The organism is Burkholderia sp. Bp9012, assembly GCF_003853825.1.
GTDB classification, from domain to species: domain Bacteria; phylum Pseudomonadota; class Gammaproteobacteria; order Burkholderiales; family Burkholderiaceae; genus Burkholderia; species Burkholderia diffusa.
The window spans coordinates 104,186-129,050 of sequence record NZ_QTQA01000015.1 but is presented as its reverse complement, the minus strand read 5'-3'; the positions used below and the strand labels follow the sequence as shown (position 1 = coordinate 129,050).

At 67.9% G+C, this 24,865-nt stretch carries 24 protein-coding genes and 1 pseudogene; 13 read left to right on the top strand and 12 right to left on the bottom strand.

Annotated features, from left to right (window positions below):
• Window positions 1-134: 134 nt before the first annotated feature.
• From DIE11_RS21215 to DIE11_RS21170, 10 genes are all read right to left on the bottom strand, one after another.
• Entirely contained in the window at window positions 135-419 is a 285-nt protein-coding gene (locus tag DIE11_RS21215; RefSeq protein ID WP_124626848.1) for a DUF333 domain-containing protein, read from the bottom strand.
• Window positions 420-576: 157 nt separating this feature from the next.
• Window positions 577-1,275, bottom strand: a complete 699-nt coding sequence (gene kdpE, locus DIE11_RS21210; protein WP_124626846.1) for a two-component system response regulator KdpE — start codon at window positions 1,273-1,275, stop codon at window positions 577-579.
• Window positions 1,268-4,111 (bottom strand): sensor histidine kinase KdpD, encoded by a 2,844-nt coding sequence (locus tag DIE11_RS21205; RefSeq protein ID WP_124626844.1) that lies wholly within the window; start codon window positions 4,109-4,111, stop codon window positions 1,268-1,270. Before DIE11_RS21205 ends, kdpE begins: the two co-directional genes overlap by 8 nt.
• Window positions 4,112-4,257: 146 nt before the next feature.
• A complete protein-coding gene (gene kdpC, locus DIE11_RS21200; protein WP_124626842.1) occupies window positions 4,258-4,839 on the bottom strand; it encodes a potassium-transporting ATPase subunit KdpC in 582 nt (193 codons plus the stop codon).
• Window positions 4,840-4,866: 27 nt separating this feature from the next.
• Window positions 4,867-6,951 carry a potassium-transporting ATPase subunit KdpB gene (gene kdpB / locus DIE11_RS21195; RefSeq protein WP_124626839.1) on the bottom strand — a complete coding sequence of 695 codons (2,085 nt, stop codon included), beginning with the start codon at window positions 6,949-6,951 and terminating at the stop codon, window positions 4,867-4,869.
• Window positions 6,952-7,005: 54 nt separating this feature from the next.
• Window positions 7,006-8,811 (bottom strand): potassium-transporting ATPase subunit KdpA, encoded by a 1,806-nt coding sequence (kdpA, locus tag DIE11_RS21190; protein WP_124626837.1) that lies wholly within the window; start codon window positions 8,809-8,811, stop codon window positions 7,006-7,008.
• Window positions 8,808-8,900, bottom strand: coding sequence for a K(+)-transporting ATPase subunit F (gene kdpF / locus DIE11_RS21185; RefSeq protein WP_006752209.1), 93 nt, complete (start codon window positions 8,898-8,900; stop codon window positions 8,808-8,810). The genes kdpA and kdpF overlap by 4 nt, the downstream gene beginning before the upstream one ends.
• A 306-nt stretch (window positions 8,901-9,206) precedes the next feature.
• The gene (locus DIE11_RS21180; protein WP_124626835.1) at window positions 9,207-10,181 is read right to left on the bottom strand and encodes a quinone oxidoreductase; all 975 of its coding nucleotides are present in this window, start codon (window positions 10,179-10,181) and stop codon (window positions 9,207-9,209) included.
• Between the two features lie 172 nt (window positions 10,182-10,353).
• Window positions 10,354-10,746, bottom strand: coding sequence for a methylglyoxal synthase (locus tag DIE11_RS21175; protein ID WP_059533273.1), 393 nt, complete (start codon window positions 10,744-10,746; stop codon window positions 10,354-10,356).
• Between the two features lie 55 nt (window positions 10,747-10,801).
• Window positions 10,802-11,581: an SDR family oxidoreductase gene (locus tag DIE11_RS21170; RefSeq protein WP_059600397.1), complete on the bottom strand. Its 780-nt coding sequence runs from the start codon at window positions 11,579-11,581 to the stop codon at window positions 10,802-10,804.
• Between the two features lie 216 nt (window positions 11,582-11,797).
• Between DIE11_RS21170 and upp the strand changes: the two genes are divergently transcribed.
• The 9 genes from upp (at window position 11,798) to rng (ending at window position 19,670) form a co-directional block, all read left to right on the top strand.
• Window positions 11,798-12,448: a uracil phosphoribosyltransferase gene (upp, locus tag DIE11_RS21165; protein ID WP_006478229.1), complete on the top strand. Its 651-nt coding sequence runs from the start codon at window positions 11,798-11,800 to the stop codon at window positions 12,446-12,448.
• Between the two features lie 217 nt (window positions 12,449-12,665).
• On the top strand, window positions 12,666-13,394 hold the full coding sequence (locus DIE11_RS21160) for a YebC/PmpR family DNA-binding transcriptional regulator (RefSeq protein WP_044844700.1): 729 nt from the start codon (window positions 12,666-12,668) through the stop codon (window positions 13,392-13,394).
• Between the two features lie 105 nt (window positions 13,395-13,499).
• Window positions 13,500-14,780 (top strand): phosphoribosylamine--glycine ligase, encoded by a 1,281-nt coding sequence (gene purD, locus DIE11_RS21155; protein WP_059600396.1) that lies wholly within the window; start codon window positions 13,500-13,502, stop codon window positions 14,778-14,780.
• A gap of 117 nt (window positions 14,781-14,897) precedes the next feature.
• Window positions 14,898-15,818: an oxygen-dependent coproporphyrinogen oxidase gene (hemF, locus tag DIE11_RS21150; RefSeq protein ID WP_124626833.1), complete on the top strand. Its 921-nt coding sequence runs from the start codon at window positions 14,898-14,900 to the stop codon at window positions 15,816-15,818.
• Window positions 15,815-16,573 carry a nicotinate-nucleotide adenylyltransferase gene (locus DIE11_RS21145; RefSeq protein ID WP_124626831.1) on the top strand — a complete coding sequence of 253 codons (759 nt, stop codon included), beginning with the start codon at window positions 15,815-15,817 and terminating at the stop codon, window positions 16,571-16,573. The genes hemF and DIE11_RS21145 overlap by 4 nt, the downstream gene beginning before the upstream one ends.
• A gap of 4 nt (window positions 16,574-16,577) precedes the next feature.
• Window positions 16,578-17,018: a ribosome silencing factor gene (gene rsfS, locus DIE11_RS21140; RefSeq protein ID WP_006752218.1), complete on the top strand. Its 441-nt coding sequence runs from the start codon at window positions 16,578-16,580 to the stop codon at window positions 17,016-17,018.
• A gap of 19 nt (window positions 17,019-17,037) precedes the next feature.
• Window positions 17,038-17,508, top strand: a complete 471-nt coding sequence (gene rlmH, locus DIE11_RS21135; protein ID WP_044844705.1) for a 23S rRNA (pseudouridine(1915)-N(3))-methyltransferase RlmH — start codon at window positions 17,038-17,040, stop codon at window positions 17,506-17,508.
• Window positions 17,509-17,559: 51 nt separating this feature from the next.
• Window positions 17,560-18,192 (top strand): nucleoside triphosphate pyrophosphatase, encoded by a 633-nt coding sequence (locus DIE11_RS21130; RefSeq protein WP_124626829.1) that lies wholly within the window; start codon window positions 17,560-17,562, stop codon window positions 18,190-18,192.
• 8 nt (window positions 18,193-18,200) lie between these two features.
• The gene (rng, locus tag DIE11_RS21125) at window positions 18,201-19,670 is read left to right on the top strand and encodes a ribonuclease G (RefSeq protein ID WP_059600392.1); all 1,470 of its coding nucleotides are present in this window, start codon (window positions 18,201-18,203) and stop codon (window positions 19,668-19,670) included.
• A 50-nt stretch (window positions 19,671-19,720) separates the two neighbouring features.
• On the opposite strand, the gene DIE11_RS21120 is transcribed toward rng, so the two are convergent.
• Together DIE11_RS21120 and DIE11_RS21115 are read right to left on the bottom strand one after the other, a co-directional pair.
• Entirely contained in the window at window positions 19,721-20,746 is a 1,026-nt protein-coding gene (locus tag DIE11_RS21120) for a pentapeptide repeat-containing protein (RefSeq protein ID WP_124626827.1), read from the bottom strand.
• A 73-nt stretch (window positions 20,747-20,819) separates the two neighbouring features.
• Window positions 20,820-21,059, bottom strand: a pseudogene (locus DIE11_RS21115) (type VI secretion system Vgr family protein); the annotation flags it as partial.
• Between the two features lie 205 nt (window positions 21,060-21,264).
• On the opposite strand from DIE11_RS21115, the gene DIE11_RS21110 reads away from it, so the two are divergent.
• The 4 genes from DIE11_RS21110 (at window position 21,265) to DIE11_RS21095 (ending at window position 24,838) form a co-directional block, all read left to right on the top strand.
• The gene (locus DIE11_RS21110; protein WP_059600391.1) at window positions 21,265-21,600 is read left to right on the top strand and encodes a YggL family protein; all 336 of its coding nucleotides are present in this window, start codon (window positions 21,265-21,267) and stop codon (window positions 21,598-21,600) included.
• Window positions 21,601-22,006: 406 nt separating this feature from the next.
• Window positions 22,007-22,972 (top strand): PRC-barrel domain-containing protein, encoded by a 966-nt coding sequence (locus DIE11_RS21105; protein WP_124626825.1) that lies wholly within the window; start codon window positions 22,007-22,009, stop codon window positions 22,970-22,972.
• Window positions 22,969-24,228, top strand: coding sequence for an MFS transporter (locus DIE11_RS21100; protein WP_124626823.1), 1,260 nt, complete (start codon window positions 22,969-22,971; stop codon window positions 24,226-24,228). The genes DIE11_RS21105 and DIE11_RS21100 overlap by 4 nt, the downstream gene beginning before the upstream one ends.
• 31 nt (window positions 24,229-24,259) lie before the next feature.
• Window positions 24,260-24,838 carry an aromatic acid exporter family protein gene (locus DIE11_RS21095; RefSeq protein WP_124626821.1) on the top strand — a complete coding sequence of 193 codons (579 nt, stop codon included), beginning with the start codon at window positions 24,260-24,262 and terminating at the stop codon, window positions 24,836-24,838.
• The last annotated feature ends 27 nt before the right edge of the window (window positions 24,839-24,865 follow it).

Below are 24,865 nucleotides of genomic sequence, written 5' to 3'. Positions count from 1 at the left end.
GTCGTCCCCGAGCGGCGCCGAGTATAACAAGACGCTTACAGGCATGCCGGATGCACCGGCCTCGGGGGCGAACGGGGATGAACGGGGGCAGGCCGGCGCATGGCGCGGCCACGCCCGCCCTGCCGCGCCCGGTCTCAGTTCGACACGCGCTTGGCGCCGCCACCGCCGATGCAGCGGTCGTCGCGGTACAACGCCCATTCGTCGCACACGCGGCCGTCCTTGAACACGCACATGCCGACCTGCCCGCTCGGCAGGTTGCGGATCACGTGGCGGCCGCCGAGCTTTTCGCAATTGACTGACGCGGGATTGGCCATCGCCTGCTGCGGGGCCGAAGGCTGCTGCCCGGGCGGCAGCGGCTGCGCGAACGCGCCGGGCGCGGCAAGCGCCAGCGCACTGATGACGACGAGACGGACGGACATGGCACGCTCCTCGGTTTCGTTCGCGGAACGATCAGCATAGCGGGGAATCCGGGGCCGGTGTGCGCGGCCGGCGCATGCGGCCGCAATGTCGCGCCGATGCAACTTCACCGGCGTGCGGCCTTGCATTCGGGCCGCATCACGCGGCATGCCGCGGACGTCACGCAGCGCCGACGAGCCGGTAGCCGACGCCCGTTTCGGTAATGATGTGCTCGGGCTGCGCGGGATCGCGCTCGAGCTTCTGGCGCAGATGCGCCATGTAGATCCGCAGATAGTGATGGCTCTCGACGTGCGACGGCCCCCATACGTCGCGCAACAGTTGACGGTGCGTGAGCACGCGCCCCGCATGCCGCACGAGCGTCGCGAGCAGCCGGTATTCGAGCGGCGTCAGGTGCACGATCTCGCCGTCGCGCCACACCTGGCGCAGCGCGAGATCGACGGTCACGCCGCCGAAGCCCACCTTCGGCGATTCGTTCGCACCACCCTGGTTGCGCCGGCGCAGTTGCGCACGGATCCGCGCGCGCAGCTCGGACACGCCGAACGGCTTGGTCAGATAGTCGTCTGCGCCCGCGTCGAGCGCGGCGACCTTCTCCTCTTCCTGCGTGCGCGCGGACAGCACGATCACCGGCACCTCCGACCAGCCGCGCAGCTCGCGGATCACGTCGAGGCCGTCGGTGTCGGGCAGGCCGAGATCGACGATCACGAGATCGGGCTTGCGGGTCGCCGCGTCGATCAGCCCCTGCTTGCCCGTCTCCGCCTCGAACACGGCGATGTCCTCCTCTTCGAGCGCGGCGCGCACGAAGCGGCGGATCTGTTTCTCGTCCTCGATCAGGACGACGGTCAGGCTCGGTTCACTCATGGTCTGGCAATGGCTCGGAGGGGGACGATGCGCCGGGCACGTCGATTTCGTCGTCGGGTACGGCAGGCACGGCCGGCGGCGTGTCGACCGGCAGCGTGAACCAGAAGCGCGCGCCCGTCACGCGGCCGTCGGGCGCGGTACGGTTGAGCGCGCCGATTTTACCGCCATGCGCCTCGACGATCGCGCGGCAGATCGCGAGGCCGAGCCCGATGCCCGGCGTCGCCGATTCCTTCTCGCCGCGCGTGAACTTGTCGAAGATCCGCGTTTCCATGCCGGCCGGCAGGCCCGGGCCGTGATCGTCGACGTGCACGCGCACGAACGGCTGGCCGTCGTCGGTCACGCGCTCGGCGCCGATGTCGATCGACGTATCGGGCGGCGTGTATTTCGCCGCGTTCTCGAACAGGTTGGTGAACAGCCGCTCCATCAGCACCGCGTCCATCTGCAGGAGCGGCAGGTCGGCCGGCAGCGACACGCGCGCGGGATGCCGCGCGAGCACGCGCTTGCACGCGGCGAGCGCGGCGCCGACGGTTTCCTCGAGCAGCGACCACTGGCGCTTGAGCTGCAGGCTGCCGGCCTGCAGCCGCGCCATGTCGAGCAGGTTCGTGACGATGCCCGTCATCCGCAGCGCCTCGTCGTGGATCGCGTCGACGAGTTCGCCTTCGCGCTGCGCGAAGCGTTCGGCTGCCGCCGCGTCGCCGCCCTGCGCGGCCGCGCGCCCGTTCGCGAGCATCGACGAGAAGCCGACGATCGTCGTGAGCGGCGTGCGCAGATCGTGCGAGATCGCCGACAGCAGCGAGTTGCGCAACCGCTCGGATTCCATGTTGACGAGCGCGTCGCGTGCAATCTCGACGTAGTGCACGCGCTCGAGCGCGAGCGCGATCTGCGCGGCGAACGCATCGAGCATCCGCAACTGCTCGGGCACCTCGAGCTCACGCGGGTCGCGCGACGCGACCGCGAGCACGCCGCGCGTGCGCATCGGCGCCTTCAGCGGCAGGTACAGCGCGGCGGTCGCGGGCAGCGTGTCGGTGCCGCGGCCGGCCGGCTTCTGCTGGTCGTACACCCACTGGCCGACGTCGCTGTCGAGATCGGCGCCCGTCAGCGTGACGGCCGCATCGGGCTCCTCGATCTTCTGCCGCACCTTGTCCGCGCTGTCGGGGAGCAGGAACGCCACGCGCGCGCGGAACACCTCGCCCACGTGGCGGCTGCCGATCTCGACGATCTGCTCGGTCGTCAACGCCGCGCCGAGCTCGCGCGCCATCGCGTAGATCGCGCCGGTGCGGCGCTCGCGGCGCTGCGCGATGCTCGCCTGACGCGTCAGCGTCGACGTCAGGTGGCTGATCACGAGCGACGTCAGCAGCATTCCGAAGAAGGTCAGCAGGTACTGCGTGTCGCTGACCGAGAACGACATGCGCGGCGGCACGAAGAAGAAATCGAACGCGGCGACCGACAGGAACGACTGCAGCACGCCCGGGCCACGCCCGAGCCGCACGGCCGAGAACACGACGCCGAGCAGGTACAGCATCACGAGGTTCGTCAGGTCGAGCCGCTCGGACACGATGCTCGCGACGCCGGTGATCGCCGCGCAGATCGCGGCCGCGTACAGGTAGTGACGCGGCGGCGATCGCCGCATGCCGAATTGCGCGAACGCGTCGCGCCAGTCGCGTGCGCGCGCGTCGAGCGGCGCCGCGCGCACTTCGTCGCTCGCCGACGCGCGGATCAGCATCAGGTCGACGTCGCCCGCGCGCTCGGCGAGCTTTTCGCCGAATGGCCGCGCGAAGCGGCGCGCGAGCCCGACCTTCGGCGAGCCGCCCGCGACGAGCTTCGACACGTTGCGCACCTTCGCATAGCCGATCAGCGCGGCGACCGCGTCGTCGCCGGCGAGCGTGGCCGTCTCCGCGCCGAGCTCGACCGCGAGCTTCAGCGCGTCGAGCGTGCGCTGCCGCCGCGCGTCGGGCAGCCGCTGCAGGCGCGGCGTCTCCACATAGACGGCGATCCAGTCGGCCTTCAGGCTCGCGGCGAGCCGCGCGGCCGCGCGCACGAGCGTCGGCGCCTCGGGGCCGGGCCCGACGCACACGAGTAGCCGCTCGCGCGCCTGCCAGATGCGCTGAATCGAACGGTCGGCGCGGTATTCGCGCATCTGCGCGTCGACGCGGTCTGCCGTGCGCCGCAGCGCCAGTTCGCGCAGCGCGATCAGGTTGCCCTTGCGGAAGAAATTGCGCACCGCGCGCTCGGCCTGCTGCGCGAGATACACCTTGCCGTCGCGCATCCGCGCGAGCAGTTCCTCGGCCGGCAGGTCGACCAGCGTGACCTCGTCGGCCGCGTCGAACACGCGGTCGGGCACGGTCTCCCACACGCGGATGCCGGTGATCGCGCCGACCACGTCGTTCAGGCTTTCGAGATGCTGGACGTTGACGGTGGTGTACACGTCGATGCCCGCGTCGAGCAGTTCGTAGACGTCCTGCCAGCGCTTCAGGTGACGCGCGCCCTGCACGTTCGAATGCGCGAGTTCGTCGACGAGGATCAGTTGGGGCGCACGCGCGAGCGCACCGTCGAGATCGAATTCGGCGAGCGTGCGGCCGCGATAGTCGATGCGCGCGAGCGGCAGCACGTCGAGGCCGTCGAGCAGCGCGGCGGTTTCGCCGCGGCCGTGGGTCTCGACGATGCCGACGACGACGTCGACACCATCCTGCAGCCGCTGGCGCGCGGCCTGCAGCATCGCGTAGGTCTTGCCGACGCCGGCGGACGCACCGAAGAAGATCTTGAGCTGGCCGCGCCGCTGCTTTTCTTCGTCTCGCTGCAGCTTGTCGAGGAGTTGGTCGGGATCGGGGCGGTTCATGCGTCAGGAAGGCGAAGCGCGGGATTGCGAACGAGTACCGTCATTGTTGTTCCAAATCGCCGCAAAAGGCAAAGACGGCGCATGCGCCGTCGGAAAAGCCGTCCGACGCGGATCGGGCCGCGCCGGACGCAGGTTGTCGCATACGCTCAGTGCGCGGCCTGGGCCGCGTCGAGCGCGAGATTCAGCTTCAGCACGTTCACGCGCGGCTCGCCGAGCACGCCGAACTGGCGGCCCGTCGTGTTCGCGGCGACGAGTTGCGCAACCGCATCGGCCGTCAGGTTGCGCGCCTTCGCGACGCGCTCGACCTGGTACGCGGCGGCGGCCGGCGTGATCTCCGGATCGAGGCCGCTCGCCGACGCCGTCACGAGGTCGACGGGCACGGGCTTCGACATGTCGGTGCCCGCGTCGCGCAACGCGGCGATGCGCGCCTTCACCTGGTCGGCCAGCGACGGGTTCAGCGGGCCGAGGTTCGAGCCGCCGGAGCCGGTCGCGTTGTACGGCATCGGCGACGTGGCCGACAGCCGGCCCCAGAAGTACTTCGGCGCATCGAACGGCTGGCCGATCAGCGCGGAGCCGACCGCCTTGCCGTCCTTCTCGATCAGGCTGCCGTTCGCCTGCGACGGGAACACGGCATGGCCGAACACGGTCATCACGGCCGGGTAGGCGAGACCCGTCACGACGGTCAGTACGATGAAGATCACGACGAGCGGGCGAATCAACGATTTCATGATGGTTCTTCCTTCAGGTACGGCGCATCAGGCCCAGCCGAGCGCGGCGAGCGTCATGTCGATCAGCTTGATGAACGGGAACGGCAGCAGCACGCCGCCGAGGCCGTACACCAGCAGGTTGCGGCGCAGCAGCGACGCGGCGCCGAGCGGCCGGTAGGTGACGCCCTTCAGCGCGAGCGGGATCAGCGCGACGATGATCAGCGCGTTGAAGATCACCGCCGACAGGATCGCCGACGCCGGGGACGTCAGATGCATGATGTCGAGCACGCGCAGTTGCGGGTACGTCGTCACGAACGCGGCCGGGATGATCGCGAAGTACTTCGCGATGTCGTTCGCGATCGAGAACGTGGTCAGCGAGCCGCGCGTCATCAGCATCTGCTTGCCGATCTCGACGATCTCGATCAGCTTCGTCGGGTTCGAGTCGAGGTCGACCATGTTGCCGGCTTCCTTCGCCGCCTGCGTGCCGGTGTTCATCGCGACCGCCACGTCGGCCTGCGCGAGCGCCGGTGCGTCGTTGGTGCCGTCGCCCGTCATCGCGACGAGGCGCCCCGCCGCCTGGTGCTCGCGGATCGTCGCCAGCTTGGTTTCCGGCGTCGCTTCCGCGAGGAAGTCGTCGACGCCCGCTTCCGCCGCGATCGCCGCGGCGGTGAGCCGGTTGTCGCCCGTCACCATCACGGTCTTGATGCCCATCTTGCGCAGTTCCGCGAAGCGCTCCTTGATGCCGCCCTTCACGATGTCCTTCAGCTCGATCACGCCGAGCACACGCGCCACGCCGTCATGCAGGTCGGCCACGACGAGCGGCGTGCTGCCGCGGCGCGCGACGTCGTCGACCGCGCGGCGCACCTCTTCCGGGAAGCGGCTGCCGTGCGTCTCGACGTAGCGGCGGATCGCATCGGCCGCGCCCTTGCGGATTTCACGACCGGGCAGATCGACACCGCTCATCCGCGTCTGCGCGGAGAAGCCGATGAACGTCGCATGCAGTTGCGCCATGTCGCGCTGGCGGATGTTGAAGCGTTCCTTCGCGAGCACGACGATGCTGCGGCCCTCCGGCGTTTCGTCGGCGAGCGACGACAGCTGCGCGGCGTCGGCCAGCGCTTCCTCGGTCACGCCCGGCGCGGGCACGAACATCGACGCCTGGCGGTTGCCGAGCGTGATCGTGCCGGTCTTGTCGAGCAGCAGCACGTCGACGTCGCCGGCCGCTTCGACCGCGCGGCCCGACGTCGCGATCACGTTCGCCTGCATCATCCGGCTCATACCGGCCACGCCGATCGCCGACAGCAGCCCGCCGATCGTCGTCGGGATCAGACACACGAGCAGCGCAACGAGCGCGGTGATCGTCACCACGTGGCCGGCCTTCATCGCCTCGACCGAGAACATCGAGAACGGCAGCAGCGTCGCGGTCGCGAGCAGCATCACGATCGTCAGCGCGACGAGCAGGATCGTCAGCGCGACCTCGTTCGGCGTCTTCTTGCGCTTCGCGCCTTCGACCATCGCGATCATCCGGTCGAGGAACGCCTCGCCGGGGTTCGCGGTGACCTTCACGACGATCCAGTCGGACAGCACGCGCGTGCCGCCCGTCACCGACGAGAAGTCGCCGCCCGATTCGCGGATCACCGGCGCGGATTCGCCGGTGATCGCCGATTCGTCGACCGATGCGACGCCCTCGACGACTTCGCCGTCGGCCGGGATCACGTCGCCGGCCTCGACCAGCACGACGTCGCCGCGACGCAGGTCGGACGCGGTCGTGATGCGGATCGGCGACTTCGGATGCGGCTCGTTGAGCTTCTTCGCCATCACATCTTTCTTCGCGCTGCGCAGCGATGCGGCCTGCGCCTTCGAGCGCCCTTCGGCGAGCGCTTCGGCGAAGTTCGCGAACAGCACCGTGAACCACAGCCACAGCGCGATCGCGAGGATGAAGCCCGCCGGCGCCTCGGCCTGGCCGGCGAGCGCCGCGATCCACAGGATCGTGGTCAGGATGCTGCCGACGTACACGCAGAACATCACCGGGTTGCGGAACTGCGTGCGCGGCGTGAGTTTCTTGAACGAATCCACGATCGCCGGACGCAGCAGCGCCGGATCGAACATGGACCGTGTTGCGGAATGTTGAGTCATTGCGATCTCTTCAATCTCTTCAGTCTTTGCAAGGTGTCGCCATGCGGGCGCGCATCACGCGCCCAGCCACATCATCAGATGCTCGACGCCGGGGCCGAGCGCGAGCGCCGGCACGTAGGTCAGCGCGCCCACCAGCATCACGGTGCCGAGCAGCAGCACGACGAACAGCGGGCCATGCGTCGGCAGCGTGCCGCTCGTCACCGCGATGCGCTTCTTCGCGGCGAGCGAGCCGGCGATCGCCAGCACCGGCACGATCGTGCCGAAGCGGCCGAACCACATCGCGATCGCGGTCATCCAGTTGTAGAAGGGCGTGCCGACCGTCAGGCCCGCGAACGCGCTGCCGTTGTTGTTCGCGGCCGAGCTGAACGCGTACAGGATTTCCGAGAAGCCGTGCGGGCCCGGGTTCGCGATGCCGGCACGGCCCGCATCGGCGAGCACCGCGATCGACGTGCCGACCAGCACGAGCAGCGGCGTGAGCAGCACGACGATCGACACCATCTTCATCTCGTACGACTCGATCTTCTTGCCGACGTATTCCGGCGTGCGGCCGATCATCAGGCCGGCGACGAACACCGCGAGCAGCGCGAACACGAGCATCCCGTAGAGGCCGGAACCGACACCGCCGTAGATCACCTCGCCGAGTTGCATCAGCAGCATCGGCACGAGACCGCCGAGCGGCGTCAGCGAATCGTGCATCGTGTCGACCGCGCCGCACGACGCGGCCGTCGTCGCGACCGTGAAGATGCCGGTCTGCGCGATGCCGAAGCGCGTTTCCTTGCCTTCCATGTTGCCGCCCGGCTGGAGCGCGCTCGTCGACTGGTCGACGTGCAGCGCGGCGAGCGTCGGGTTGCCGGCCTGCTCGGCGCTCACCTCGACGCCGATCGCGATCGCGAACGCGACCGTCATCGCCGCGAGCACCGCGATGCCCTGCCGGCGGTCGCCGATCATCCGGCCGAACACGAGGGCCAGCGCGGCCGGGATGATCAGGATCGAGAAGATCTGCAGGAAGTTCGAGAACGGCGTCGGGTTCTCGTACGGGTGCGCCGAGTTCGCGTTGAAGAAGCCGCCACCGTTGGTGCCAAGCATCTTGATCGCTTCCTGCGACGCGACCGGGCCCATCGCGAGCGTCTGCTTCGTGAGCGGCGTGGGCACCGTCACCGGGTTGCCCTTCTCGTCCTTGACCGGGTTGCCCTGCGCGTCGAGCTTCGGCGCCGCGTAGGTGCTCGCCTGCAGCACCGGCACGTCCTGGTAAGCCTTCATGTTCTGGATCACGCCCTGGCTCATCAGCAGCGCGGCGATGATCATCGACATCGGCACGAGCACGTACATCGTCACGCGCGTGAGGTCGACCCAGAAGTTGCCGATCGTCTGCGCGGTATGACGCGCGAAGCCGCGGATCAGTGCGATCACGACGACGATGCCCGTTGCCGCCGACAGGAAGTTCTGCACGGTCAGGCCGAGCATCTGCGTCAGGTAGCTGACGGTCTGCTCGGGCGTGTAGTCCTGCCAGTTGGTGTTGGTGACGAAGCTGACGGCCGTGTTGAAGGCACCGTCGGCCGTCATCGCGCCGAATTGCTGCGGATTGCCGGGCAGGAAGCCCTGCAGGCGCAGCAGACCGTACAGGAACAGCGCGCCGAGCGCGTTGAACGCGATCGTGGCGATCGCATACTGCCTCCAGTTCATTTCGGTGCCGGCGTCGACGCCGGCGATGCGGTACAGCGCGCGCTCGAGTGGCCCGAACACGCGCACGACGCGCGAACTGCCGTCCATCACGCCCGTCAGGTAGCGCGCGACCGGCACGGCCGCCGCGAGCAGCACGACGATGAACAGCAGTATCTGCAACAGGTTGTTCGCGTTCATTCGATGTCCTCCGCGCGCAGCAGCGCAAAGACGAGATACGCGAACAGCAGGGCCGTCGAGGCACCCGCGAGCCAAAGCATCCAGGTCATGCGCGCCCCCCGCGACCGTATTGCACGAGCTTCTCGCAACCGGCAAGCAAACCGAGGATCAGCGCGGTGAACAACACCAGTGCGCCGATGAAAACCCCATCCATTTTTTGTTCTCCGTCGTCGAAATCGGACGACTAGAACCTTATGGGAACGCGCGTAAAGGTCGGGTCAAAGGTCATCGGGCCGGTATAAAAAACGCGTAAACGCGTGCGGTGGGAAACGGCGGCCGGATGAAGACGGGACGGGCGGCGGCCAGCGCCGCCCGTCAGGATGCGTGCCGGCGTGGTGTCGGCACGAAGGGATGCGTCAGGGAACGAGGATCGTCGAGCCGGTCGTCTTGCGCGCTTCGAGATCTTCATGCGCGCGGCCGACTTCCGCGAGCGGATAGCGCTGGTTGATGCTCGTCTTCACCTTGCCCGACAGGATCACGTCGAACAGCTCGGCGGCCGCGGATTCGAGATCCGCACGCTTCGCGATGTACGAGAACAGCGTCGGCCGCGTGAAGAACAGCGAGCCGCGCGACGAAAACTCCTTCGAGTCGATCGGCGGCAGCGGGCCCGACGCATTGCCGAAGCTGACGAACAGACCGAGCGGCGCGAGGCAGTCGAGCGAGCCGATGTAGGTGTCCTTGCCGATCGAGTCGTAGACGACCGGCACGCCCGCGCCGTTCGTGATCTCCTTCACGCGCTGCGTGAAGTTCTCGCGCGTATAGACGATCGGATGATCGCAGCCGTGCGCCTTTGCGAGCGCGGCCTTCTCGTCGGAGCCGACCGTCCCGATCACGGTCGCGCCGAGCGCCTTCGCCCACTGGCACACGAGCAGGCCGACACCGCCGGCCGCGGCGTGGATCAGGATCGTGTCACCGGCCTTCACCGGGTACGTGCGGCGCAGCAGGTAGTGCGCGGTCAGTCCCTGCAGCATCACCGATGCCGCGTCGTCGTAGCTGATCCCGTCGGGCAGCTTCACGAGCCGCTCGGCCGGCATCACGCGCTCCTGCGCGTACGCGCCCGGCGGCTGCCCGACGTAGGCGACGCGGTCGCCCGCCTTGAGCGCGGTCACGCCGTCGCCGACGGCCGTCACCTCGCCCGCCGCCTCCATCCCGAGGCCACCGGGCAGCGGCTGCGGGTAAAGGCCGGTGCGGAAATACACGTCGATGTAGTTGAGCCCGACCGCATGCTGCCGGATGCGGACTTCGCCCGCCTTCGGTTCGCCGACCTCGACATCGACCCACTTCATCACGTCCGGGCCGCCCGGCTGGTCGTATCGGATTGCTTTCGGCATCGTTTCGCTCCTCGTTTCTGAATCGGTCAGGGGAAATTCGGGTCGCCGACGCCAGCCGGTGCCGATCGGTACAGGACCGGTGGCGGTGCGCGTCGCGACGCCCGATTCTCGCGCGTCACCGCCGGGCGTGCATGGCCCTGCCACCAGCAAGGGCAATCAGGCTGGCGGGCGACTAGCAGACGTCTTGCATGTTCCGCGCCAGGTCGTCGAGCAGCATCCGCGCGGTCGCCACGTTCGTCGCGACCGGCACGTCGTGCACGTCGCACGCGCGCACCAGCGCGGTGATGTCCGGATCGTGCGGCTGCGCGGTCATCGGGTCACGCAGGAACACGACGATGTCGACGCGGCCTTCGGCCAGTTCCGCACCGATCTGCAGGTCGCCGCCGAGCGGCCCCGACAGCTTGCGCTCGACCTCGAGCCCGTGCGCGGCGGCGATGCGGCCGCCCGTCGTGCCCGTTCCGACCAGCCTGCATTGCGCGAGCGTCTCGCGGTACTGGCCCGCGAGCGCGACGATCTCGTCCTTCTTCGCGTCGTGTGCGATCAATGCGATGCGGGGTTTGCTCATCTCCGTTTCCTTCGTGGGTCGATTGTTGTCATATGCGTGAATGGCGGTGCGCGCGTCAGAACGTACCCGGATACGCGCCGCCGTCGAGCAGCCAGTTCTGCCCGGTGATGTAGCCGGCGTGGACGCTGCAGAGGAACGCGCACGCCGCGCCGAATTCGGCACGCGTGCCGAGGCGCCCGGCCGGGATTTCCTTCGCGCGACGCGCGCGCATCTCGTCGACCGTCACGCCCTGCGCCTTCGCCGACGCGGCGAGCGTCGTCGCGATCCGGTCGGTGTCGAACAGCCCGGGCAGCAGATTGTTTATCGTCACGCCCTGCCCCGCGACCTTGCGCGACAGCCCCGCGACGAAGCCGGTCAGTCCCGAGCGCGCGCCGTTCGACAGCGCGAGCACGTCGATCGGCGCCTTCACGGCCGAACTCGTGATGTTGACGATCCGGCCGAAACCGCGCCCGATCATCCCGTCCACGGTCGCGCGGATCAGTTCGATCGGCGTCAGCATGTTCGACTCCAGCGCGCGGATCCAGTCGTCGTGCGAGAAATCACGGAAGTCGCCGGGCGGCGGCCCGCCGGCATTCGTCACGAGAATGTCCGGCTGCGGGCAGGCGGCGAGCGCGGCCGCGCGGCCGTCGGGCGTCGTGATGTCGCAGGCGACGGCGGTGACCGACACGTTCGACCCGGCGCGGATCTCCTCCGCGGTTTCCTCCAGCGTGTCGCGCGTGCGCGCGACGATCACGAGATTCACGCCCTCGGCGGCCAGCGCTTCCGCGCAGCCGCGCCCGAGCCCCTTGCTCGCCGCGCACACGAGCGCGGTCTTTCCTGCGATGCCGAGATCCATCGTCGATTCCCTTATGGCGACGCGCGCCGGCGCAGCCGCCCGCATCGCCGGACGGGCGAGCGATCGGAAACGTGCGAACACGGCGCGCGGATTGTCGTGAGACGTCGATAATATCCGGATCAGGTGGCGCGCCTTGGTAAAATTGCGACCATAAGCGGCGGCCGGCCTCGCGCCATCGCCGCCCCCGATCCCCTTTTGCCGCCAAGGCACCCCGTCATGAAACAGGACAGCCGTTTCCCGAATCTCTTCATCACTGATCACCCGCTGATCCAGCACAAGCTGACCCACATGCGCGACAAGGACACGTCGACGCGCACGTTCCGCGAACTGCTGCGCGAGATCACGCTGCTGATGGGCTACGAGATCACCCGTAACCTCCCGATCACGACCAAGCGGGTCGAAACCCCGCTCGTGGCGGTCGACGCGCCGGTGATCGCGGGCAAGAAGCTCGCGATCGTGCCCGTGCTGCGCGCCGGCATCGGGATGTCGGACGGCCTGCTCGACCTGGTGCCGTCCGCGCGCGTCGGCCACATCGGCGTCTACCGCGCCGAGGATCACCGCCCGGTCGAATACCTGGTGCGCCTGCCCGATCTCGAGGATCGCATCTTCATCCTGTGCGACCCGATGGTCGCGACCGGCTATTCGGCCGTGCACGCGGTCGACGTGCTCAAGCGCCGCAACGTGCCGGCCGCGAACATCATGTTCGTCGCACTGGTCGCCGCGCCCGAGGGCGTGCAGGTGTTCCAGGACGCGCACCCGGACGTGAAGCTGTTCGTCGCATCGCTCGACTCGCACCTGAACGAGCACGCGTACATCGTGCCGGGCCTGGGCGACGCGGGCGACCGCCTGTTCGGCACCAAGAACTGACGCACGGCGGCGCCGGGGCGCGCGGCACGGCGCTCCGAGCGGCCCTCCCGGCCGTTCGGCCATGCACGGCGGCCCCGAAGCGACGGTCGCCGCGTGATAAAATCACGTTCCACTCGACACGCGCGGCCCCGCGGCATCATGCCCGCCCAGACGGCCGCCGATTCAACGACACATTGGCACAATCGCCCGCGCAGCGCGCCCGGGCACGGAGAAAGGTATGGCTGGTCATTCGAAATGGGCCAACATCAAGCATAAGAAGGCAGCGGCCGACGCGAAGCGCGGCAAGATCTGGACCCGCCTGATCAAGGAAATCCAGGTCGCGGCCCGCCTCGGCGGCGGCGACGCCAGCTCGAACCCGCGTCTGCGTCTCGCGGTCGACAAGGCAGCCGACGCGAACATGCCGAAAGACAACGTCAAGCGCGCGATCGACCGCGGCGTCGGCGGCGCGGACGGCGCGAACTACGAAGAAATCCGTTACGAAGGCTACGGCATCAGCGGCGCGGCGATCATCGTCGACACGCTGACCGACAACCGCACCCGCACGGTCGCGGAAGTCCGTCACGCATTCTCGAAGTTCGGCGGCAACATGGGCACCGACGGTTCGGTCGCGTTCATGTTCGATCACGTCGGCCAGTTCCTGTTCGCGCCCGGCACGTCGGAAGACGCGCTGATGGAAGCGGCGCTCGAAGCCGGCGCGGACGACGTCAGCACGAACGACGACGGCTCGATCGAAGTGCTGTGCGACTGGCAGGCCTTCTCGGCGGTGAAGGACGCGCTCGAAGCCGCGGGCTTCAAGGCCGAACTCGCCGAAGTGACGATGAAGCCGCAGAACGAAGTCGAATTCACCGGCGACGATGCGGCGAAGATGCAGAAGCTCCTGGACGCGCTCGAAAACCTCGACGACGTGCAGGAGGTGTATACGAACGCCGTCATCGTCGAGGAATGAGATGCCGGCCGCCGTGCGCATTGTCGCGGCGGCGGCCCGACCGATTTCGCGGCCGGCGCGCCTGAGCGTGCCGGCCGCCCTGTTTTCTAGTCTGCGGGGAATCCCATGAAACTACTCGTCGTCGGTTCCGGCGGCCGCGAACATGCGCTGGCGTGGAAGCTCGCGCAGTCGCCGCGTGTCCAGATGGTCTACGTCGCGCCCGGCAATGGCGGCACGGCGCAGGACGAGCGTCTGAAGAACGTCGACATCACGGCGCTCGACGAACTCGCCGATTTCGCGGAACGCGAAGGCGTCGCGTTCACGCTCGTCGGGCCGGAAGCGCCGCTCGCGGCCGGCATCGTCAACCTGTTCCGCGCGCGCGGCCTGAAGGTGTTCGGCCCGACCCGCGAAGCCGCGCAGCTCGAAAGCTCGAAGGATTTCGCGAAGGCGTTCATGAAGCGCCACGGCATCCCCACCGCCGAGTACGAAACGTTCTCCGACGTGGCTGCCGCACACGCGTACATCGACGCGAAGGGTGCGCCGATCGTCGTGAAGGCCGACGGCCTCGCGGCCGGCAAGGGCGTCGTCGTCGCGATGACGCTGGAAGAAGCACACGAAGCCGTCGACATGATGCTGTCGGGCAACAAGCTCGGCGACGCCGGCGCGCGCGTCGTGATCGAGGAATTCCTCGACGGCGAGGAAGCGAGCTTCATCGTGATGGTCGACGGCAAGCACGCGCTGGCGCTGGCCTCGAGCCAGGACCACAAGCGCCTGCTCGACGAGGACCGCGGCCCGAACACGGGCGGCATGGGCGCCTACTCGCCCGCGCCGATCGTCACGCCTCAGATGCACGCACGCGTGATGCGCGAAATCATCATGCCGACGGTGCGCGGGATGGAGAAGGACGGCATCCGCTTCACGGGCTTCCTGTATGCGGGCCTGATGATCGACAAGGAAGGTAATCCGCGCACGCTCGAGTTCAACTGCCGGATGGGCGACCCCGAGACGCAGCCGATCATGGCGCGCCTGAAGAGCGATTTCTCGAAGGTCGTCGAACAGGCGATCGCGGGCACGCTCGACACGGTCGAGCTCGACTGGGACCGCCGCACTGCGCTCGGCGTCGTGCTGGCCGCGCACGGTTATCCGGACGCGCCGCGCAAGGGCGACCGCATCAACGGGATCCCGGCCGAGACCGAACAGGCCGTGACGTTCCATGCGGGCACGACGCTCGCCGAAGGCGACAAGCTCGTCACGTCGGGCGGCCGCGTGCTGTGCGTGGTCGGTCTCGCCGATTCGGTGCGCGAAGCCCAGCAGCATGCGTACGACACGATCAATCAGATCAATTTCGAAGGCATGCAGTACCGCCGCGACATCGGCTTCCGCGCGCTGAACCGCAAGAGCGCGTGACGCCCTGACCGCCGCCTGCCGTCACAAGCGGCGGCCTCCTCTGCCGGGGTTCGATAGAATGCCCGGCAGATGCCTTTTTTACGGCCCCCGCTTCGCGCGGAGGCACCCAGTTCAGACATGACCGATTCGACCTACGACGTGGCGCGCGTGCGCACGTACCTCCAGGGCCTGCAGACACGCATCGCCGACGCGCTCGGCGCGCTCGACGGCACGCCGCTCGCGACCGATGCGTGGCAGCGCGGGCCGGAAGAGCGCCTGCGCGGCGGCGGCTGCACGCGGATTCTCGAAGGCGGCCGCGTGTTCGAGCGCGCGGGGATCGGTTTTTCCGACGTCTCGGGCGACGCGCTGCCGCCGTCGGCGAGCGCCGCGCGCCCGCAGCTGGCCGGCCGCGGCTTCGAGGCGCTCGGCGTGTCGCTCGTGCTGCACCCGCGCAACCCGTACTGCCCGACGGTGCACATGAACGTGCGGATGCTGATCGCGACGAAGCCCGGCGAGGCGCCGATCTTCTGGTTCGGCGGCGGGATGGATCTGACACCGGTTTATCCGTTCGAGGACGACGCGCGGCATTTCCACCAGACCTGCAAGGACGCGCTCGACCCGTTCGGTGCCGAGCTCTATCCGCGTTTCAAGACGTGGTGCGACGAGTATTTCTTCCTGAAGCACCGCAACGAGACGCGCGGCATCGGCGGGATCTTCTTCGACGACTTCTCCGAACCCGGATTCGAACGCTCGTTCGAGATGATGCAGCGCGTCGGCGACGCGTTCCTGAACGCGTACCTGCCGATCGTCGAACGCCGGGTCGCGCTGCCGTACGGCGAGCGTGAACGCGACTTCCAGGCTTACCGGCGCGGCCGCTACGTGGAATTCAACCTCGTGTTCGACCGCGGCACGCTGTTCGGCCTGCAAAGCGGTGGCCGGACCGAATCGATCCTGATGTCGATGCCGCCGGTCGCGAACTGGCGCTACAACTGGCAGCCCGAGCCGGGCTCGCCCGAAGCGCGCCTGAGCGAGTTCCTCGTGCCGCGCGACTGGGTCTGAGCCCACCGCGCCCCGCCTCCCCAAGAACAGGACACGTTTTTCTGGACACCACCGCCCGCCCCGCCCCGCAGCCGCGCCCGCCGTTACGTCGCATCGGCCTGCTGGGCGGCACGTTCGATCCGATCCACGACGGCCACCTCGCGCTCGCGCGCCGGTTCGCCGACGTGCTCGGCCTGACCGACCTCGTGCTGCTGCCCGCCGGGCAGCCTTACCAAAAGCGCGACGTGTCGGCCGCCGAGCATCGGCTCGCGATGACGCGCGCCGCTGCCGGCTCGCTGTCCCTGCCCGGCGTGACGATCACCGTCGCGACCGACGAGATCGAGCACGCGGGGCCGACCTATACGGTCGAGACGCTCGCGCGCTGGCGCGATCGGATCGGCCCCGACGCCTCGCTGTCGCTGCTGATCGGCGCCGACCAGCTGGTGCGGCTCGACACGTGGCGCGACTGGCGCAAGCTGTTCGACTACGCGCACGTGTGCGCGTCGACGCGCCCGGGCTTCGACCTCGGCACGGCGCCACCGGCCGTCGCACGGGAAATCGCGCGGCGGCAGGCCGGCGCCGATGTGCTGAAAGCGACACCGGCCGGCCACCTGCTGATCGACACGACACTGGCGTTCGATATCGCCGCAACCGACATCCGTGCGCACCTGCGCGAATGCATCGCGCGTCATGCGCAGATGCCCGACGCGTCGGCCGAGCATGTACCGGCCGCCGTCTGGGCCTATATTCTTCAACATCGTCTCTACCATTCCTGATTCCATGGATATCCGCAAACTGCAGCGCGTGATCGTCGACGCTCTCGAAGACATCAAGGCGCAAGACATCAAGGTGTTCAACACCAGCCACCTGACCGAACTGTTCGACCGCGTGATCGTCGCGTCGGGCACGTCGAACCGCCAGACCAAGGCGCTCGCGTCGAGCGTGCGCGACAAGGTCAAGGAAGCCGGCGGCGACATCGTCAGCTCCGAGGGCGAAGACACGGGCGAATGGGTGCTGGTCGACTGCGGCGACGCCGTCGTGCACATCCTGCAACCGGCGCTGCGCCAGTACTACAACCTCGAGGAAATCTGGGGCGACAAGCCCGTGCGGATGAAGCTCGGCGGCGGCAAGGACGGTTTCGCGACGGCCAGCGAAGGCGAGGACGACGAGGAAGAAGCGCCCGCACGCCCGGCACGCAAGACGGCGGCCCGCCGCCGCTGAGCCGCAGCGAGTCGTCCCGATGAAGCTATTCATCCTCGCGGTCGGCCACAAGATGCCCGGCTGGATCGCGTCCGGCTTCGACGAATACACGAAGCGCATGCCGCCCGAGCTGCGCATCGAGCTGCGCGAGATCAAGCCCGAACTGCGTTCGGGCGGCCGCAGCGCGGAAAGCGTGATGGCGGCCGAGCGGCAGAAGATCGAGGCCGCGCTGCCGAAGGGCGCGCGCATCGTCGCGCTCGACGAGCGCGGCCGCGACTGGACCACCATGCAGCTCGCGCAGGCGCTGCCCGGCTGGCAGCAGGACGGCCGTGACGTCGCATTCGTGATCGGCGGCGCCGACGGGCTCGATCCGGAACTCAAGGCGCGCGCCGACCTGCTACTGCGCATTTCGAGCATGACGCTGCCGCACGGTATGGTGCGCGTGCTGCTTGCCGAACAGCTTTACCGGGCGTGGAGCATCACGCAGAATCACCCCTATCACCGCGCATGACGCGTCGTCTTCTGGACGCGCGATGCGCGCGCACAACGAGATAACGACACCATGCCGTCCAGCACGCCCCCCGCCCTTTTCCCGATTCTCTACCTCGCTTCGCAAAGCCCGCGCCGCCAGGAGCTGCTGCTGCAGATCGGCGTGCGCTTCGAATTGCTGCTGCCGCGCCCCGACGAGGACGCCGAGGCGCTCGAAGCCGAATTGCCCGGCGAAGCCGCCGATGCGTACGTCCGGCGCGTGACCGTCGCGAAGGCCGAGGCCGCACGTGCGCGCCTCGTCGCGAGCGGCAAGCCGGCCGCGCCGGTGCTGGTTGCGGACACCACCGTGACGATCGACGGCGCGATCCTCGGCAAGCCGGCCGATGCCGCCGACGCGCTCGCGATGCTGACCCGCCTGGCGGGCCGCGAACACGAGGTGCTCACCGCGGTCGCGGTGATCGGCGCCGACGGCGAACTGCTGCCGCCCGCGCTGTCGCGCTCGTCGGTGCGCTTCGCGGCCACGCCGCGCGACGCGTTCGAACGTTACGTCGACAGCCGTGAACCGTTCGGCAAGGCCGGCGCCTACGCGATCCAGGGGCGTGCGGCCGAATTCATCGAGCGAATCGAGGGCTCCCATTCGGGTATCATGGGTCTGCCCCTCTTTGAGACTGCGGCACTGCTGCGCGCCGCGCGCGTCGACTTCTGAATCCCACCATGAACGAAGAAATCCTGATCAACCTCACGCCGCAGGAAACGCGGGTCGCACTCGTGCAGCAAGGCGCGGTGCAGGAGCTTCACGTCGAGCGCACGCTGTCGCGCGGGCGGGTCGGCAACATCTACCTCGGCAAGGTCGTGCGCGTGCTGCCCGGCATGCAGTCGGCGTTCATCGACATCGGCCTCGAGCGCGCGGCGTTCCTGCACGTCGCCGACATCTGGCATCCGCGCCTCGCGGGCGAGCCGCAGTCGGGCGCGCCGCACCAGCCGATCGAGAAGACCGTCTTCGAGGGCCAGACGCTGATGGTCCAGGTGATCAAGGATCCGATCGGCACGAAGGGCGCGCGACTGTCGACGCAGGTCAGCATCGCGGGCCGCACGCTCGTGTACCTGCCGCAGGAGCCGCACATCGGCATCTCGCAGAAGATCGAGAGCGAGGCCGAGCGCGAGGCCGTGCGCGCACGGCTGACCGCCGTGATCCCGCCGGACGAGAAAGGCGGCTACATCGTGCGCACGATCGCCGAGGATGCGACTTCCGACGAACTGGCGGGCGACGTCACGTATCTGCGCAAGACCTGGGCGACGATCGTCGCGCAAGCGCAGCGGCTGCCGGCGACGAGCCTGCTGTACCAGGATCTCGATCTCGCGCAGCGCGTGTTGCGCGATTTCGCGAACGACGACACGACGCGCATCCAGGTCGATTCGCGCGAGACCTACCAGCGCCTCGCGGAATTCGCGGGCGAGTTCACGCCGGCGGTGAGCCCGAAGCTGCATCACTACACCGGCGAGCGGCCGCTGTTCGACCTGTACAACATCGAGACGGAGATCCAGCGCGCACTGTCGCGCCGCGTCGACCTCAAGTCGGGCGGCTACCTGATGATCGATCAGACCGAGGCGATGACGACGATCGACGTGAACACCGGCGGCTACGTCGGTGCGCGCAACTTCGACGACACGATCTTCAAGACCAACCTCGAGGCCGCGCATACGATCGCGCGGCAGCTGCGTCTGCGCAACCTCGGCGGGATCATCATCATCGACTTCATCGACATGGAGAACGCCGAGCATCGCGACGCGGTGCTGTCCGAGCTGAAGAAGGCGCTGTCGCGCGATCGCACGCGCGTGACGGTCAACAGCTTCTCGCAGCTCGGGCTCGTCGAGATGACGCGCAAGCGCACGCGCGAATCGCTCGCGCACGTGCTGTGCGAGCCGTGCCCGACCTGCCAGGGCAAGGGCCAGGTGAAGACGTCGCGCACCGTGTGCTACGACATCCTGCGCGAGATCCTGCGCGAGTCGCGCCAGTTCAACCCGCGCGAATTCCGCGTGATCGCCGCGCAGCAGGTGATCGATTTGTTCCTCGACGAGGAGTCGCAGCATCTCGCGATGCTGATCGACTTCATCGGCAAGCCGGTATCGCTGCAGGTCGAGTCGAACCTGAGCCAGGAGCAGTACGATATCGTGCTGATGTGACGGTTGTCGGGCGCGCGAATATCGAATATCGGTTGCGGCTGGCGCGCATGTCAGCCTTGATCGTCGGCGTGATAACTCCAGATCACAAGCCCCCAGTTCGTTGACTGGATGTCCGGAAATCGCTCTCCCGCGTTGAAGTAGCGCCGGCCCTGCTCGCTGCCGAGGGCCGGGCTCACCCACCAGCCGCTCTGCGGTACGACGTCACCGGGCCTGCCCTTCAGTCTCCGTGAAGCGGTTGGCCGAATCGGTTCGCTCGAATCGGGTGTGACAGGACACCATTCGATTGCGTGCCGATTCTCCGTACCGCCTGCGGCAACCGCTCGGCGCGCTTCCGGCGTATCGTCGAACCGCGTACGGTATGTCGTCTCGCCCTGCTGCACGTCGCCGAATGTGCCACCGAGAAAGCGCACGCTCGTCAAATCGGCACCACGAAAGTCCACCCCGCTCAGATCGCAATTCTCGAACGCTGCATCGATCAGCCTGGCGCCGTCGAATCGGGTCGCTGTCAGTCTGCACTCGACGAAACGTGCTGCCACAAAATCGCAGCGAGTCATCGTATTCCATCGCCAGTCGTTTCTTTCGGTCAGCAGACCAGAAAAATTGCACGTCGTCATCTGCGACGAATTCAGGCTTCCGTCGCTCAGTGTCGCACCGGAAAAATCGGCATTGGTGAACCTGGCAGATTCAATGAACGATTTCCGGAATCGTGCATGACGAAAATCGGTGCCATCGCCGTAGACGGGAAGCATCTGTGCGAGATGGAATTCGCATCCCCTGAAGGATGCGCCATCGAGAATGGCGTACTGAAACCCGACCTCGTCGAATTGCGTGGCATCGAACTCCGCAAAGCCTAGATGGCTGCCACCCAGTTCCAGGTTTTTCAGCTTGCCGTCCAGTAGCGCCGCGCCGCGCAGGTCGAGCGCCGGCGAGCCGTCCGCAAAATGAGGCACGGTATCGCACAAAGGCACCCATGCGTCGTCCGGCAACGCGTTCTTGATTGCGTCGAGCAAATCCTTGTACTTCCCTGATTTCCATCGATCGCGCAATTCCCGCACGTCGGCGTCATTCATCTGCATGCAATTTCTCCGGGCATATACGTATTCACTTTGGCAGTTTACGCGCCATCAATCTTCCTCTAGTCATGACGAACGGCTGGCTATTGGCCGACTTCGGATGCGTCGTTACCTGCAGGCCCTGGCTCGCCCGCACCGCGCCGAACGCATCGGAGCGCAGGTCGAAGCCGCTGCCGAGACACGCGCCGCGCGAATTGCCGCTCTGGTCGATGATGTAACCGAGATGCAGCAGGCTGTTCGCGCTGCTGCTCACCAGCTGCACGCGGTTCTGCCCGGTCGCGTCGTCCATCACAAGCTGGTTGTAGCCGCCTGCGGATGCTGGTTCAGAACGTCGGAAATGATCTGTTCGACGGTCGTGTCGTTTCAGAGCCGCTAATCGCGGCGAAACTTCAGGAAATGGATGAAATCGGCGAACGCGAGCTGATCTGCTTCGTGCGCTCAGCTCGAAACCGAGACCGCCGGTCAGCCATGCGCTACACTGCCCGACCATTCTCCCTGCAACCGTTCACGTACCACACACCATGAGCCAACGCCACAACCGCCGCCAGCGCAAGAAACTCCACATCGCCGAATTCCAGGAGCTCGCGTTCAACGCGACCGCGCAATACAGCAAAGAATTGTCCGACCTCGAACGCGGCCAGCTGATCGATTCGTTCATCGATTTCGTCGAAGCGAACGGGCTGCTGACCGTCGCGTCCGCCGACGAAGGGATCGGCGCATACGTGATCTCCGGCGCACCGCGCGGCACGACGACCGATGCCGACCGCGAAAACGTCCGTGCATGGCTGGCCGCACGGCCCGAGCTGACCGACGTCAAGGTCAGCGAATTCACCGATGCGTGGTATCCGGACGCCTGACTTTCCGGTTTCTGCCTGCATCGGGCAGCGCCCGCGCCGGCCCGCCATGACGGCGGGCCAGACCGGCGCCTGGATGTCCCGCCGTCTCTTCCGCCTCCGTTACCCGCCTCCGTTACCCGCCTCCCGACACCCGCGCAACCGGCACGGCTCGCACGATTCACGCCGTGTCGACCGTGATTACCCCTGATCAGGCGCCGCGGCTGCATCCTCGACCATCATTCGGCATCCCTCGGCCCGCCACCGATCCCTTCCTTTTCCCGACGGTCCGCCTCCAATCGGCCATCGAAATCGGTCCTGAAAGCAAGACACGTTAAACTCTCACCTCGCGTGGTGCGCCGCCCGCACCCGCCATCCATCGCCAGCCGCGAGCCTCCGGGCCCGCCCCCGACCCATGGAGTGAGTGTCAATGAGCGGCGGACTCCCGTTTCCCGCATCCCGCATGTCGTTACCGTCCTCGACGGTCTTCCTCGTTCTCGCGGCCGCCGCGCTGCTGTCCGGCTGCGGGCTGCTGCCGACCCAGAATCCGCCCGCGCCGATCAGCGAGGCGCTCGTCGAGCCCGTCGGGGAAACAGCCGGCGAACCGCTGACGATGCCGCCCGTGCCGCCGCTCGTCCAGCCGGAGGAACCGGAAGCGCCGAAGAAGCCGCACCGTGAAGTGACGAGGCCGAAGCCGGTGCAGCGCCCCGAATCGCCGACGCCGCCTCCGCCGCCCCCGCCACCGCTCGTCGCGACACGCCCGCTCGATCGCACCCAGATCCATGCGCTGCTCGACAGCGAGGTCGCGCGCCGCAACGGCAAGGTGATCGGCCGCGCGGTCGACATGGTGACCGACGCAAGCGGCAAACCGCGCGAGATGATCGTCAACCTGCAGGGGTTCATGGGTGTCGGCGACCGCAAGGTCGTCTTCCCGTGGAACGTGTTCCGCTTCACGCCGGGCGGCAAACAGGAACCGATCGTGCTCGACGTGCCGTCGGGCGACCTGCCGCCGGCCGCCCGACCGAAGGCCGTGCCGCTGTCGGGCTCGGCCGCGGCGTCGCCCGCGACGCGTCTGCCGCTGCTCGACAGCGACGTCGAACGCCCGAACGGCACGAAGATCGGCCGGGTCGTCGACGTGCTGATCGACCGCGGCGCGCAACCGCAGGCCGTCGTGCTCGACCTCGGCGGGCTCGTCAATACCGACCGCCGCTCGATCGCCGCGAGCTGGGGCGCGTTGCGCTTCGTCATGCGCGACAAGGCGCTGCGTCCGCAACTCGACCTGAACGACGCGCAGATCAAGGCGTCGCCGCCCTACGCGGCCGACAAGCCGATCGTCGTGGTCTCGCCGCCGGTTACTGCCGCCGCGCCGGCTTCGCCTGCGAGTGCCACCCGATGACGATCAAGCATTCCGTCAGCGTTCGCAGTCTCCGGGCCCTCGACTGGCTCAACTTTTTCGTTGCAAACGTTCAAACCGGGTTCGGTCCGTTCATCGCGTCCTACCTCGCGTCGCACAAGTGGACGCAGGGCGAGATCGGCATGGTGCTGTCGATCGGCACGATCAGCGCGATGGTCAGCCAGGTGCCGGGCGGCGCCGCCGTCGACGCGCTGAAGAACAAGAAAGGCGCGGCCGCATGGGCGATCGCGGCCATCATCCTGTCCGCGGTGCTGCTCGCGTCGAGCCCGACGATCGTGCCGGTGATCGCGGCCGAAGTGTTCCACGGCTTCGCGAGCTGCATGCTCGTGCCCGCGATGGCCGCGATCTCGTTCTCGTTGGTCGGCCGCGCCGACCTCGGCGACCGGCTCGGCCGCAACGCGCGCTGGGCATCGATCGGCAGCGCGATCGCCGCGGGCCTGATGGGGCTCACCGGCGAGTATTTCTCCGCGCGCGCTGTGTTCTGGCTGACCGCCGTGCTGGCATTGCCCGCGCTGTTCGCGCTCGCGATGATCCAGCCGACACACGAAGTAATTCCGCATGCGCCGAAACCCGACGACCACGACGAAGGCGAGGCACGCGAGACGCTTTCCGAGCTGCTGCGCGATCGCCGGATGCTGACCTTCGCGGCATGCGTCGTGCTGTTCCACCTGTCGAACGCGGCGATGCTCAACCTCGCGGCCGGCGAGGTGACGGCCGGCATGGGCGAGAACGTGCAGCTCGTGATCGCCGCGTGCATCATCGTGCCGCAGGCGATCGTCGCGATGCTGTCTCCGTGGGTCGGCCGCTCCGCGCAACGCTGGGGACGCCGGCCGATCCTGCTGCTCGGCTTCTCGGCGCTGCCGGTGCGCGCGCTGCTGTTCGCCGGCGTGAGCAGCCCCTACCTGCTGGTGCCGGTGCAGATGCTCGATGGCATCAGCGCGGCCGTGTTCGGTGTGATGCTGCCGCTGATCGCGGCCGATGTCGCAGGCGGCAAGGGCCGCTACAACCTGTGCATCGGGCTGTTCGGGCTTGCGGCCGGAATCGGCGCGACGCTCAGCACGGCCGTGGCCGGCTTTGTCGCCGATCACTTCGGCAATGCGGTCAGCTTCTTCGGGCTCGCCGCCGCCGGCGCGCTCGCCGTGCTGCTGGTCTGGCTCGCGATGCCGGAAACGCGCGTCGACAACGGCGATGCGGCCGCCGGAGAGCCGGCCGCCGCGCCGTCGGAACAGGCGCACTGACGCGCCCGCACCCGCTTCCCGGCCCGACACGATGGATACGATCAGGACACTCAACGAAGCCCGCCAACAGATCCAGCAGTCGATCTTCGATCTGTTCAAGGGGCTGACTTTCGGCGAGCGGCTCACGCAAGGCGCGCTGATGGCGTTGCAAGCGGTCTGCGGCGCGTGCCTCGCGTACACGATCGGTCGCGCGCTGCACACCGAGCAGGCCGTGTGGGCGGCGGTCACCGCGATCGCCGTCACGCAGCACAACTATTCGGACACGATGTCGCTGTCGCGCGACCAGTTCATCGGCGCGATGATCGGTGGCCTGGTCGGCTTCGCGGGTGCCGCGCTCGGTGGCGACCGCCTCGTCGCCTATGCGATCGCGGTCGCGGTCACGATCATCAGCTGCTGGTGCCTGAATGTCGGCAGCGCGGCTCGGCTCGGCGGCGTGACCACGACGATCGTGCTGCTGTTTCCGGGCAACGGCCCGCTATGGGACATTCCGCTGATGCGGCTCGGGGAAGTGGCGCTCGGCACCGTCTGCGCGCTGGCCGTGTGCTGGGCGATGTCGCACATCGAGCGGCGCGGGTTCCGCCGGGCGGCGGACAAGGATAAGGACAAGTGACGCGGCTGCCGGAGCGCACGCTCCGGC